This window comes from Belnapia sp. F-4-1, assembly GCF_000802185.1.
GTDB lineage: Bacteria > Pseudomonadota > Alphaproteobacteria > Acetobacterales > Acetobacteraceae > Belnapia.
Genome location: NZ_KN676118.1, coordinates 32,441 through 45,592, shown reverse-complemented (window position 1 = coordinate 45,592; position 13,152 = coordinate 32,441). Strand labels below are relative to the sequence as shown.

10 protein-coding genes and 3 pseudogenes are annotated in these 13,152 nt (G+C 66.5%); 2 read left to right on the top strand and 11 right to left on the bottom strand.

Translation table 11 applies throughout. The features are described 5' to 3' along the window. A pseudogene (locus LH62_RS31715) lies at nucleotides 1-344 on the top strand (chemotaxis protein); the annotation flags it as partial. Nucleotides 345-458: 114 nt separating this feature from the next. Here LH62_RS31715 and LH62_RS27680 read toward each other — a convergent pair. Both LH62_RS27680 and LH62_RS27675 read right to left on the bottom strand, forming a co-directional pair. After that, complete coding sequence (locus LH62_RS27680; protein ID WP_043367456.1) at nucleotides 459-854, bottom strand: hypothetical protein; 396 nt, start codon at nucleotides 852-854, stop codon at nucleotides 459-461. A gap of 56 nt (nucleotides 855-910) precedes the next feature. Continuing rightward, nucleotides 911-1,129 carry a hypothetical protein gene (locus LH62_RS27675; RefSeq protein ID WP_144404775.1) on the bottom strand — a complete coding sequence of 73 codons (219 nt, stop codon included), beginning with the start codon at nucleotides 1,127-1,129 and terminating at the stop codon, nucleotides 911-913. 366 nt (nucleotides 1,130-1,495) lie between these two features. Between LH62_RS27675 and LH62_RS27670 the strand changes: the two genes are divergently transcribed. After that, nucleotides 1,496-1,885, top strand: coding sequence for a helix-turn-helix domain-containing protein (locus tag LH62_RS27670; RefSeq protein ID WP_043367452.1), 390 nt, complete (start codon nucleotides 1,496-1,498; stop codon nucleotides 1,883-1,885). Between the two features lie 235 nt (nucleotides 1,886-2,120). Here the strand turns inward: LH62_RS27670 and LH62_RS27665 are convergent, their stop codons facing one another. From LH62_RS27665 to LH62_RS27625, 9 genes and pseudogenes are all read right to left on the bottom strand, one after another. After that, nucleotides 2,121-2,804, bottom strand: coding sequence for an IS6 family transposase (locus tag LH62_RS27665; protein WP_043367448.1), 684 nt, complete (start codon nucleotides 2,802-2,804; stop codon nucleotides 2,121-2,123). 196 nt (nucleotides 2,805-3,000) lie between these two features. Continuing rightward, a complete protein-coding gene (locus LH62_RS28835; RefSeq protein WP_052215195.1) occupies nucleotides 3,001-5,352 on the bottom strand; it encodes a PAS domain S-box protein in 2,352 nt (783 codons plus the stop codon). Nucleotides 5,353-5,723: 371 nt separating this feature from the next. Next, on the bottom strand, nucleotides 5,724-7,265 hold the full coding sequence (gene tnpC / locus LH62_RS27655; protein WP_043367445.1) for an IS66 family transposase: 1,542 nt from the start codon (nucleotides 7,263-7,265) through the stop codon (nucleotides 5,724-5,726). Between the two features lie 58 nt (nucleotides 7,266-7,323). Beyond that, a complete protein-coding gene (gene tnpB / locus LH62_RS27650; protein WP_043367443.1) occupies nucleotides 7,324-7,674 on the bottom strand; it encodes an IS66 family insertion sequence element accessory protein TnpB in 351 nt (116 codons plus the stop codon). Beyond that, nucleotides 7,671-8,069, bottom strand: coding sequence for an IS66-like element accessory protein TnpA (tnpA, locus tag LH62_RS27645; RefSeq protein ID WP_043367441.1), 399 nt, complete (start codon nucleotides 8,067-8,069; stop codon nucleotides 7,671-7,673). The genes tnpB and tnpA overlap by 4 nt, the downstream gene beginning before the upstream one ends. Nucleotides 8,070-8,289: 220 nt before the next feature. Next, nucleotides 8,290-9,386: pseudogene (locus tag LH62_RS30885) on the bottom strand (IS3 family transposase). A gap of 105 nt (nucleotides 9,387-9,491) precedes the next feature. Further along, nucleotides 9,492-9,940, bottom strand: a pseudogene (locus tag LH62_RS30880) (helix-turn-helix domain-containing protein); the annotation flags it as partial. A 224-nt stretch (nucleotides 9,941-10,164) separates the two neighbouring features. Continuing rightward, a complete protein-coding gene (locus tag LH62_RS27630) occupies nucleotides 10,165-12,006 on the bottom strand; it encodes a bifunctional diguanylate cyclase/phosphodiesterase (RefSeq protein WP_052215191.1) in 1,842 nt (613 codons plus the stop codon). Further along, nucleotides 12,003-12,815: a PstS family phosphate ABC transporter substrate-binding protein gene (locus LH62_RS27625; protein WP_043367439.1), complete on the bottom strand. Its 813-nt coding sequence runs from the start codon at nucleotides 12,813-12,815 to the stop codon at nucleotides 12,003-12,005. The genes LH62_RS27630 and LH62_RS27625 overlap by 4 nt, the downstream gene beginning before the upstream one ends. Nucleotides 12,816-13,152: the final 337 nt, after the last annotated feature.

Here is a 13,152-nt window from a genome sequence, read left to right as displayed (position 1 = left end):
AGATCTCGGTCCAGGTCGGCCAGATCCAGACCGCCACCCGCGACGCGGTGGCCGCCATCCAGGGCATCGCCAGCACCATCGGCGAGGTCAACCAGATCGCCGGCGCCATCGCCGCCGCCGTCGAGGAGCAGGGCTCGGCCACCCAGGAGATCGCCCGCAACGTCCAGCAGGCCGCCGCCGGCACCCAGGAGGTCACCCGCAACATCGGCGGCGTCAGCCGCGCCTCGGCCGAGACCGGCGAGGCTGCCGGTCACGTCCTCCAGGCCGCCGGGGAGGTGTCCCGCCAGTCCGAGCGCCTCGGCGCCGAGGTCACCACCTTCCTCCAGGGCGTCAGGGCGGCCTGACCACCACCCAGGGCTGGCCAATGCCGGCTAGCCCTGGGTAGCGAACTGTGCGGTCGCGCCATTGTGGCTTTTGCTGCTTAGCAAACGCCGACATACGCCATGTTAGCGGAGGAACTAGGGGGCTCTCTCCCTAGAGCTGGGAGAAGCCTGGCTGCCCCGCCCACCAGGGCTCGGCACCACCAGCCTTAGTCGTGCGGCAGCAGCCTCAAGCAGCGCCACATCACCTGCCCGCCACTGTTTACCCGTCATCAGCTTGATCGCCTCGGCCACCGGCATCCCGATCGCTGCGGCAATCGCGGCAGGGCTGGTGATGCAGCGGTCATGCAGCGCCTGGCCGACCAGCATCCGCAACCGGATGGTCTGCAGGCGATCGGCATCGCGCTGACGGCGCTCCTCGGGCGTGATCTTCGGCTTTACGGGCGGCATCTGGTCGGGCGGCAGGCTCATGTCGTGGATGTTGGTCACCGCCGCAGTCGATACCAGACGGGACCTGATGAAGCTGCCGGACATGCAAAAGGGCGCCAAAGGCGCCCCATGCAATCTCACCAACCTGACTCGTGGTGTAGTTAACCGCCGTGGCGGGTAAACTGGCCAGCAAGGGTCGGGCTGGCAGCCTGCGCCGGGACATACACCAGCGTCTGCTCGCGGCCACCACCGACCAGCTGGGCCACACTGCCACTCTGCTGCTGCGCTGTGGCCTGGCCCGAATAGGCGATGCTGCGGTTGGTGCTCTCGCCGGTGATGCGGGCATAGCCGCCACCGACCACATTCTGGCTCGGGGTCACGTACTCAACGCGGGGGCCACCATCGGCGCCGCCACCCACCAGGCGGGGGCCGTTGTCTTGCGCCTGGGCAAGCGCCCACGGCACCGAGGGCGATCAGCGAGGCAAATACAGTGGTGCGGAACATGGCTTGGTTCTCCGTCTCGGAGGCCAGCAGTTCAGGGCGTGACGCCCGGCCGGCCTTGCTTGAGGCGGAAGATGATCCCTGCATCGGCCCAGCACCAATACGAAGCCGCCGAACAAGCGCGAGTTCATCCGGGCCGGCTGCTGCCGTCACATCCAAGGAATAAATTTACGTATGCGTAATAATATAGCGAATACTACCACACGGCGCGTTAGATCGGCTTCAATCAACTAGGACGCCAGATCGTGAGCCAGAACAATCAACACGACGAACCACAAAGCCACCGAGCCACGGTGGTGGACGAGCATGTTGGCCGCCGGATCCGCGAAAGACGCGTGATGATGGGGCTGTCACAGCAGCAGCTGGCGCGCACCATCGGCGTGACCTACCAGCAGCAGCATAAGTATGAGCGAGGGATGAACCGCATTTCCGCAGGCCGCCTGTTCGCCGTGGCACAGACGCTGGGCATCGAGCCTGCATGGTTTTTCGAAGGCATGTCCGCGGAAGCTGCGGTTGAAGAGATACCGCCACGCCAGCGCATGCAGCTGGAGCTCATGCGCAACTTCGCCTCAATCTCAGACGAAAAGCAGCAGGAAGCCATCAGCAATATGGCCCGCTCGCTGGCAGGCTCATAGTCGAGCTTGTAGACAACTGGGGCCTGCAGGTTTCGCTATAGCGAGCCGCCCATCTCCGCCAACGCTACCTCGGACAGGAATTGTCAGGTTGTTGGGCTCTGGCCGGAACGAGGCGGCAGGGCCAGGATGGCGGGATGACCCCCGAGGGCATTGTCAACTTGTTGGGCTGCAAGGCGTGCGTCATCGTGTGACGGCATGACCCTGCACCTCATGCCGCCATCTGGACGCATGTCTCCTACCGCCACACGAGGAAGGCCCTGGCGTGAGCGCGCCGATATTGAGTAGCGGTCATCAGGTGCCGCTGTGGACGGAAGTGGCCATAGATCATGGCGTGGGATGACAGGAAGCGTTGGGCCTGCTCCGGTGACTTGAAGCGTTGCATCTGTCGCTCTTGGCGCCGCGTCGGCCGGTGCGAGTTTTCGGCGCGGTTGTTCAGGTAGCGACTGGTTTGGTGGTTCACCTCGGGCAGCAGTTCACGATGCGCAACGCCGTAGCTGCGGAGGCCGTCGGTGACGAGGCGCTTTGGCTTGTACTTCAGCCCGGCGAGCAAGCGCTTGAAGAAGCGCTTGGCGGCCGTGGCGTTCCGTCGATCCTGAACCAGGATGTCGAACACCACCTCATGCCGGTCGACGGCACGCCAGAGATAGTACAGCTCGCCTTTAATCTTCAGAAAGACCTCATCCAAGTGCCAGGTATCGTCGGGCTGAGGTCGGCGCCTGCGGAGCTTGCGGGCAAACTCGCCACCAAAGATGAGGCACCACTGCCGGATACTCTCGTGACTGACGACGATGCCGCGCTCGGCAAGGATCAGCTCAATGTCTCGGAAGCTCAGGCTGAAAAGGTGGTACAGCCAGACAGCGTGGCGAATGATCTCAGCCGGAAAGTGATAGCCGGGGTAGGTGGCGGGCTCGGGGGTCATCCGCCATCCTGGCCCTGCCGCCTCGTTCCGGCCAGAGCCCAACAACCTGACAATTCCCCCGCGAGATCTTTGGCTATCTCTGTCGCCCGTCAAACACTCGACGCTCAGCACGAGCGATGCTTTGACCAATACAGGAGCATCACGGTGCCTTGGAATACCAGCAGCCCGCGGCGTACAGCCTGAATAGGTTTTATCATCATCGCTTTTGCTCGAGCGGCACAGACAGTTCGCAGATTAGCCCGCTGGGCTCCCAAACCATGCGCACTGTGCCGCCAAGCTGCTCCCGGACGGTGGCTCCGATTACCCGGGAGCCGAATCCTCGGCGCTCCGGCTGCCCGGCGACCGGTGGCCCATCAGCCTCGCTCCACCGCAGCCAAAGCACCCCCCTGTCGCTCTCCCCTGCAATACGCCACGATACTGAAATCCGCCCTCCCGGTGCTGAAAGCGCCCCGTGCTTGGTAGCATTCGTGGCGAGTTCGTGCAGGGCCATCGACAGCGCCTGCGCCGAGGCTGGCGGGAGCAGTATATCAGGGCCGTTCAGCTCAGCCCGCTGTCCGCCTTCAGCGCTCGTTCCTGTGGCCGACAGGAAGGCTGCTAGTTCGCTCTCGAGCAGGGCCCGCAGCCGGGCCCCGGTCCAGCGTCCCGCTGCAAGCAGCGTATGGGCTCGGGCAAGCGCCATCACCCGACCCTCGACAGCCCTGGCATAGGCCTCAGTGTCGCCCTTCGGCGTCAGCCGCAGCGCTGCTTGCACGACGGCCAGCACGTTCTTCGCTCGGTGGTCCACCTCGCGTACCAGCAGGGCCTGACGTTCCTCGGCCGTCCGACGCTCCGTCACGTCCTGGACGATCGCCACAGTTCGCACGATCCGCGCTGCCGCGTCGCGCACGGGAGCCGAGGTCAGCTCGGTCCAACGGACCGAACCGTCGGGTCGCAGGTAGCGCTTGGCGACTTGATGCGTGGGCGCTTCGCCTCGACACACGCGTCGGAATCCCTCGAAATCCTCGGACCGGTCGTCGGGATGCACAAGGTCGGAGAAAGGCCGGCCTACGATGTCCTCTACGGGCCGCCCGACGAGCCGTGCATAGGCGGCGTTGGCCCGGAGCAGACAACCCGTGGCGCAGTCTACCTCCGACATCGGCACGGAGGCTTGCTCGAACGCCGCCCGGAATTCGGCCTCGCTTTCGCGCAGTGCTGCCTCGGCGGCCTTCCGGGCGGTGATGTCGATGTGCGCGCCGTAGGTCACGTCCCGCCCGCCGAGCACGACGCCCTGCGCCCGGACGAGGACGTCGCGGATTTCGCCGGACTTAGTCCGATGCTGCGCCTCGACCTCCTGGGTGCCAGGCCGGACGGCATGCGCCCTACCCCGGACGCGAATGGCCTCAGAATCTCCGAGCGCGTCGATGTCGGCCAGCGAGAGGCGAAGGAGTTCCTCGCGCGTGTAGCCGTAGTCGATGCAGACCCGTCCGTTGACGTCGAGGATGCGGTGCGTTGCGGGGTCGATAACGATAACGCCGAAAGGCGCAGTCTCGAAGAGTGTACGTTGGCGGAGCTCGGCTTCGCGCAACGCGAGCTCCATCTCCTTGCGCTCTGTGATGTCGAGAACTACCCCAGAGACGCGCCAATTCGGCATTTGGTCCTGGCCTTTGCTAGCCTCGACCTCGCCGCGCGCCTGCAGCCAACGCCCGGATCTAACCCGGAGCTCGAGGCGGAACTCTCCGCCCGCGGCGGTCAGCCGACGGGCCTCGGCGGCCAGCACAGAGCGATCCTCCGGGTGCATCACGCCAAGCACGTGGCGGAGACTCAGCACAGTACCGGGCGATAGGCCGAGAACTTGGCGCAGTCCGCCGGCTCGGGGGGCCACGTCGGCAATTGTTCCGCCTCGGCCGGTAATCTCGAAGGCGACGACCCCGGCGGCCTCCTGCGCACGGCGCAGTCGCTCCTCGGCGGCCCGCGCCGCCTCGGCACGTACCATCGCCTCTCGGGACAGGCGCGACTGCAGTCGCAACTCCAGCTCGTCAGTTGCCATTGCGGCCAGGTTGCGAAGCCCGCGCCTCTCCGCTTCCGAGAGACCCTCGGGGCGCGGCTTGGTGGACAGCACACTAACGGTCCCGAGCACCTCCCCACCCGGGCCGACAAGCGGCGCACCAGCGTAAAAGCGGAGATGCGGGCTGCCGGCGACCAGTGGGTTGGACGCAAACCGTGGATCGGCCTCTAGGTCGGGCACGACCAGCACCTCGTCCGGCCCGCCCCGGATGGTGTGATCGCAGAACGCCAGTTCGCGCCGCACCTCCCGGAGGTCCGTGCCAATGCGTGCCTTGAACCACTGGCGGGTCTCGTCGATGAGCGAAACCATTGCCATCGGCGTCTCAAGGAGTTCGCAGGCAAGCGCGGCCAACCGGTCGAAGGCCGCCTCCGCCGGTGTATCAAGGATCGCGTAGCGCCGCAGTACCGCCAGCCGCGATGCCTCGACCTTGGCCGCGTCGGTCGGGCAACCGTCATTTTCCGGGGATGGACCGCGGCTGGCGCCGTCTTTTGTGGACGTGTTCATCCTGCCTCCTGGGAGGTGCCTGCACAGGGCGGCAACCACTCATTTATGTGTCCTCCGCTGACTGGGCCAGCCGCTCATGCTAGCGCATCGTAAATGGCACAGCTGTCGCGGCATACGTATCACTGAGGGGCATCAAACGACCTGCGCTAGGCGGCCAGGGCGGCAGGAAATGACACCGCGACCTGGCCTTCGAGAGCGGTACCGTGTCGACGAGCTTGCGCAGCAGGGCATAGGCGCCACCAACGGCCGCGCCGGCGATAAGCACCGATGCATCGTTCACGCAGCCAGTGGCTGTAGTTGCAACCAAATTGGACCGAAGAGCCTGCGACGCTCGGATCGGGGTAAGCGTCCGGTGATGCGGCGCCCGGCCGTCAAATTGCTGCAGGTTCAGTGTTGCTTGGCAGGTTCCACGGCAGGAGTTCAGCGACGCGGCTGACGGGATGGTCGGCGATGCGCTCCAATACGTGGTGGAGATAGGCCTCCGGGTCGAGACCGTTGAGCTTGGCGGTGGCGATCAGCGAGGCGATTGCCGCGGCACGATGGCCACCGGTGTCGGATCCGGCGAACAGCCAGTTCTTCCGGCCAAGGGCCAGTGGCCGGATCGCACGCTCGACTGGGTTGTTATCCACTTCCAGCCTGCCGTCCGCGACGTAGCGCGTCAGCGCCTCCCATCGGCTGCGGGCATAGCGGATGGCCACGGCAAGGTCGCTGCGGCCGGAGATCCGGCCGAGGGTCGCGTCGAGCCAGGTACGCAGGCTCTCGATGATTGGCCGGGCCCTGGCTTGGCGCTGCTTGGCCCGCTCGTCAGGCGGCTGGCCGCGGATGTCTTGTTCGATGGCATAGAGCAGGCCGATGCGCCGCACCGCCTCGGTCGCCAGCGGCGCCCGGCCGGTGGCGTGCAACTCGAAGAAGTAGCGTCGGACATGTGCCCAGCACGCCGCCTCCTGGACTCGGCCACCATCGTACAGGCCGCCGAACCCGCTGTAGCCATCGGCCTGCAGCACCCCGCGGAACCCGGCAAGGTGCGCCTTAGGATGCTCGGCCCGGCGGTCCGGGCTGTAGCGGTAGAGCACGGCGGGCGGGATCGTGCTGCCATGCGGCCGCTCGTCGCGGAGATAGGCCCAGAGCCTGCCGGTGCTGGTCCTGCCGAGACCGGGGGCGAGGACCGGCACCGGCGTGTCGTTGGCATGCAGCACGGCGCCCGCCAGGACGTGCCGGGCCAAGGCGTCCAGCAGCGGCCGCAGCAGCGCCGCCGACTGGCCGACCCAATCGGCGAGCGTCGAGCGCTGCAGGTCGACGCCGGCGCGGGCGTAGATCTCGCTCTGGCGGTAGAGCGGCAGGTGGTCGGCGTATTTGGCCACCAGCACGTGGGCAAGCAGGCTCGCCGTGGCACGGCCGCGGCGGATCGGCAGGCTCGGCGCCGGAGCCTGACTGATGGCCTCGCAGCCGCGGCAGGAGAACTTCGGCCGGACATGGCGGAGCACGCGGAACCGGCCCGGCAGGTAGTCCAAGACCTCGGTCACGTCCTCACCGAGGCGGCGCAGCGTACCGCCGCAGGCCGCACAGGCATGGGCCTCGACACCGTGCTCGACCACCTCACGCGGCAGGTGCTCCGGCAGCGAGCGGCGGGCAGGCTTGCAGCGCTCTGGCTTGGCCACGGTGTCCGCCGGGTCCTCGGCCGGTGGCAGGGTGGGCGCCTCCGCCTCCAGCTCCTCGAGCGCCAGCTCCAGTTGATCGGCCTCGGCCGCCAGCCGCTCCGACGAGCGGCCGAACTGCATGCGGCGCAGCCGGGCGAGCTGGAGCCGGAGCCGCTCGATCAGCCCGCGCTGGTCGGCCAGCGCCGCGGCCTGCGCCAGCACGATGGCGCGCAGCGCGTCGACGTCGTCAGGCAGGGCAGCGGGATCGATGACCACGACGGCATGATCCCCGACGCCGCCGCGTCGCGGCGAATGAATCCCGTACGAGCCGACGCTACCCCGCCATCTCCGGCCGCCAGGTCCGGGTGGGCATGCGCCAGTCGATGCCCTCCAGCAGCATCGAGAGCTGCGCAGGCGTCAGCGACACCACGCCATCCTTAGCCTGCGGCCAGACATAGTGACCGCGCTCCAGCCGCTTGGCGTAGAGCACCAGGCCCTGTCCATCCCACCACAGCGCCTTGACCAGGTCGCCGCGGCGGCCGCGGAACACGAACAGCTGCCCGCTGAACGGATCCTGCCCGAGCGCCTCCTGCACCTGCCGCGCCAGCCCGTCGAAGCCGCGCCGCATGTCGGTCGAGCCCGCGGCCAGCCAGACCCGCACCCCCGGCGGTGGTCCCGGGATCACCCGCGCAGCGCCGCCAGCACCCGCCGCAGGGCGACAAGGCCGACCTCCTCGCCCACCCGCAGCCGGATGCCGTCGGGCAGCTCAATCTCGATCGCTGCAGCCTTGCGGGATGGTGGCGGCGTGGGCTCCGGCTCCGGCAGGGGCTCGTCCCGGCGGTCGACATCGGCGACGCGGACCGGCACGAACTCCGGCGTTGGTTCAGCCACCAGCAGGCCATCCCGGGCCTGTCGTCGCCACTGAAACACCAGACTGCGGTAGACGCCGTGCCGGGCCGCCACCTCTGCCACCTGCACGCCAGGCGCCTCGCATTCGGCCAGGATGCGGAGCTTGTCCGCTACGCTCCAACGCCGACGCCGCTCACGCCCGGTGATGATCTCGACCGTCCCGATGCTCATGACCTTACAGACGACCTTACGCCCGACATTAAGGCCGCCAGCCTCAACGGACGCTACAAGCCAGGGAAGGCGGTGCAGGCCGGACGCTTACGGATCGGGAGGTCTAAGGCCTGTTAGAGCTTGATGACTTTGATCCAATAGGCTGTTGCGGCGAGACAGTGAGGTGGTCCCTACTCGTCGGACAGGATGACGGCCTGGATAAGCTCGGTCCTGGTTCTCGTCAGGCCGCCAATCTCGCCATCTGCTGCGCCCCATACGCCTCATCCGGGGTCCGCCCAGCAAGTGCGCTGTGTGGGCGTCCGGCATTGTAGTAGCCGATCCACTTCAACAGCCCGGCCCGCAGCTCTGAGCCAGTTTCGAAGGCATGCAGGTAGACGCACTCGTACTTCAGGCTGCGCCACAGCCGCTCGATGAAGACATTTTCCATCCAGCGGCCTCGACCATCCATCGAGATGCGCACCTCGGCCTGCTGCAGCAGGCCGGCGAACCGCGGCGAGGTGAACTGGCTGCCTTGGTCGGTATTGAAGATCTCCGGCCGTCCAATCCGCGCCATAGCCTCCTCCAGCACCTCGAGGCAGAACTCGACCTCCATCGTGTTCGACACCCGCCAGGCCAACACCTTGCGCGTCGCCCAGTCCATCACCGCGACCAGGTAGAGAAAGCCGCGCCGCATCGGCAGGTAGGTGATGTCTGCGCACCAGACTTGGTTAGGCCTGTCGATCACCAGATCCCGCAGCAGTTAGGGAAAGATCCGGTGCTCGGGATGCGACACCGTCGTCCGTGGCCGCTGGTAGATCGGCGCCAGCCCCATCTTCGTCATCAGCCGCCGGATGCGCTTGCGGCCGACCACGTAGCCCTCGCGCCGCAGGTGCCGCGCCATCTGCCGAGAGCCATACCAGGGCGTCGCCAGAAACTGCACGTCGATCAGCCGCATCAGCTCCAGGTTCAGCGCCGTCTCGCCCTTGAGCCGGTAATAGAAGCCCGACCGGTTAATCGAGACCAGCTCACACTGCCGCACCACCGGCAGCTGCGGGTGCTCCGGCTCGATCATCTGGCGCCGCCGCTCCAGGCTCATCGACCAGACGCTTTCGCCAAAAAATCCCGTTCCACCACCAACTGCCCAATCTTCGCGTGCAGCTTCTCAACCTCCGCCTCGGCCGCCTTCGCGCTCTCCTGCGCCGCCGCCTTGCCGGAGAACACTGCCGTCAGCCCCTCCATGGCCTGCCGCTTCCAGTCGCCCACCATCGTCTGGTGAATGCCGTGCGTCGCCGCCAGCTGCGCCGTCGTCAGCTCACCCCGCAGCGCCTCCAGCGCCACCTTTGCCTTGAAATCCGCCGAGTACCGCGTCCGCTTGCCCGTCGTCCGGGTCCATCCTTCTCACAGGCGAACCGAGCTTACCCGCCTGTCCGAGATCCGGGACCACCTCACAACCAACCGGCGGAAGCCGAGGCGGCGCAGCACATAACCGACGCTCCGCTCGGCCAGCACGACACCGAACCGCTCGGCAATGGCGCGCGCCAGATCAGCCGGCGCCAGCGCACCACGCCGTCTCTGGTCGGGTCAGGGCCACGGCGCACCCACGCGGCCACCTCCGCCTCTTGCTCGGACGACAGACGCCGTTTCGGCCCGGTCTCGCAGACCACCAAGCCCTCAGCGTTGTAGCGATGCACCCAATCGCGCAGCGTCTGTCGCCTTGATCCGCTCTGCGGCTTAAGCCCCGCCGCACGGGCCGCGGCCGTCCGCGACTGCCCCTCCAACACCAGCGCCAAGGTCAGCATCCGCCGCGATGCCGCCGCGTCCCGTTCGCGCCCTGCCGCCCGATGCAACCCCGCCACGTCCAAATCTGTCCGGCTGATCGCCACCGCCGCCACCTCCGCTAAAGCAGCGAAGCTGCCATCCCAGACGTAGTGTTTATCACCTACGAGTCAGCCATCTTGGCCGGGCGTATTACTGCTCGAGGGCTCATCCCCCGTCATCCTACTCCACCGTACCTGAATGGGCGACCCTTGCAACAAGATGCCGTCGGCTCAATGCTATCTGCCAAACCCAAAATGCCGCTTGACCGCTATAGGTGCATCGGTGCCGGCGGGGCAGCCTACACCATGGCCGGCAGTTCGCCTCGCCTCTCGGGCTGGTCGAGCATCTGGCCGAAGGCTTCCGGCGGCATGGGCTTACCGAAGAGAAAGCCCTGCAACTCGTCGCAGCCTTCGAGGCGTAGCAGTTCCGCCTGCTCAGCACTCTCCACGCCTTCGGCGCTGACGCGGATTCGCATAGCACGGCTCATGCCGACCACGGCGCGCACGATGGCATCCGCATCAATGTCTTGGCCAAGATGTCGCACGAAGGACTGGTCGATCTTGATTTTGTCGAAGCGGAAGCGCCGCAGGTAGCCGAGGCTTGAATAGCCGGTGCCGAAATCGTCCATCGCCAGGCTAACCCCGAGTTCGCGCAGCCGCGCCAGCGTGGCCAGTGTCTCGTCGGTGTCCGTCAGCATGATGCCTTCCGTCACCTCGAGCTGGAGCCGCCCGGGTGCAAGGCCCGAGATCTCCAACGCTGCCTCGACCTTGCGAATGAAATCAGATTGGCGGAACTGCACCGGCGAGACATTGACGGCCACCATGCGCTCGCCCGACCAAGTCGCGGCCTCGCGGCATGCCTCTCTCAAGATCCAGTCGCCAAGGGGCGCGATCAGCCCTGTGGTTTCAGCAATCGGGATGAAGAGGTCAGGCCGGACGGTGCCGCGGACTGGGTGATGCCAGCGGATCAACGCCTCCGCGCCGAGGACAACAGTGGCCCCAGTGACGGAATGAAACTCGACCAAGGGCTGGTAGTGCAGCCGGAATTGGTCAAGCTGCAGCGCCTGCCGCAGGTCATGCTCGAGCTGCTTGCGCTCCATCAGCCGCTCGTTCAGCCCGGTTTCGAAGAAGTTGAAGGTGCCGCGCCCTTCCTCTTTGGCCTTGTAGAGTGCGAGGTCGGCCTCCCGCAGCAGCCGGCCGGGATCGCCACCGGATCTATGCTCGATCGCAATGCCGATGCTCGTGCCGATCACTGCGCTATGGCCGTCGAGATCGAAGGGCTGCGACAGAGTTTCGATCAACCGCCGCGCCAGGGCCTCGGCATCAGAGGGTTGCTCCGCCCCGACCTGAAGGATGGCAAACTCGTCACCGCCGAGCCGCGCGACCGTGTCAGTCTCCCGCACTTCACTGGCGAGGCGCGTGGCCACCTGGGCCAACAGCTTGTCGCCCGCAGCATGCCCCAAAGTGTCGTTTACATCCTTAAAGTGGTCGAGATCGAGGCAGAGGACCGCGACCGAGGAGGGCTGCCGCCGCGCGAGCGCTAACGCCTGCTGCATGCGGGCATGGAAGAGAACCCGGTTTGGTAGGTTCGTCAGCATGTCATGGCTGGCCAAGCGCGCCGCTCGCTCCAGTGCTTTGTTCATGGCCCGTAGCGGCAAGGTGCGCAGTGCGAAGAAGCCAGCCAGGGCAAGCGTCAGCGCGCCACCGCCGGCGAGTGCAGTCTCCACCACCACTTTGCGCAGCGACACAGTTGTGCGGACCGCGCCGGCGATCTCACGCGTGTCATAGACCGGGTCACTCACGGTCAGATGCGGCCAGGCAATCGCAACCGGATCCTCGGCGATAGGCGTCCTGAACGCATCGAGCACGCGATGGAGGGCGGGTGCTTCGGCATCCTGCTGCCGGACGACCAGCGCCAGGACGCGCGCATGCTCGAAGTGCCAATAGTCAGGGTTCCGTGCGACGAGCTCGGACAACTGGGTCGCAATGTAGCGCCCCTTTGCATGCGCCCGTACGGTCTCGCGCTGGTGGCCCGCCCAGAAATAGGCTCCTGGAACGACCACGGCGATGGTGAGCGAGATGAAGGCGGCAAAGATCGTAATGTAGCGCGCGAGCCGCTTGTCCGACGGCGGCGCGGTCATGTGAACGCCCCAGCGGGCAGCGGCTCGTGTCCCGACGCCAGAAGGAGCGTGTGTCCCTCCGCACTCGTTATAAACTCCAGGAAGGCCCTCACGCCGGCGGGCGGATCGCGGCCGATCACGGCGTGAAGCATCGTCGCTATGGGATAGCGCTCTGCCACCATGGCTTCCACCGCCGGAGCGACCCCATCGAGGGAAAGCAGGACCAGCCGCCGCCGCTCCGTACGATGTTGCGCAAGTGTGATCGCGCCGAAGGAGCCGCGGACACTTTCTAGTGCCTCGGCGCTATCCTGGTCGTTGCCCGCGGTCGGGATGCCCGGCCGCTGCTGCAGGAGGTCCATCGCATGGCGCATGGCAGGTGAGACAGCGGCCAGGGTCAGGGTGACGCCATCGTTGTGCGGCCGGCGGATGGGCCGGATGGTGGTGCCATCGGGCCAGGTCGTCACCTCGCCCGAGAAGATCCGAGCCACATCCACCAGAGCGATGTCGCGGAGCCGGACGGAAGGATGCACGGCGAAAGCGAAAGGCGTGCGGGCATAGGCAAGGGAGCGCGCACCGGAAGCCCGCTCGCGCTCGTTCGGTGCGCGCGCGGCTACTGCGATCCCGGCCGCGCCCTGCAGCGCTGCCGCGATGCCGCCGGAGGTGCCGAGGTTGGGCAGGAATTGGACCTCGACCTCCGGGTTGCGCTGCTGGAAAGCGTCAGCGATCAGGTGCATCGTCCCCATCGCGCCGCCATTGCCGGCGATGGTCAGCGTCACGGCGTTGGCGCCCTGCGCCCGGCGGCGGAGCAGCGGCACCGTGCCGAGGGCCAAGGCGGCCCCGAGTAGTTTCCGACGTGGAGAGACGTACAACATGGCGCATTTCCGGGTCGCAGCGTTATGACATCCAGAATACTGCTGCTTCTTTCGCTACGATTACCGCCTGTGCCTCAAAGTACGGGTAGCAGCCCGTTGACGAATTTGGCTTGGGCTGATTCCGTCGTCGGTGGGTAACAGCGGCGGATTTCAGATGGCTCTGGGATGGCAGCGAGATCGTCAATCGGAGATGCTGGTATCATGCATCGTGGCCAGTTTCACCAGCCGGTAAAAGTCTGAACGCGAAATAAGCCGGGCGCTTCGGGGCGGCTTCGATACGTAGGGCAGTGCGTCG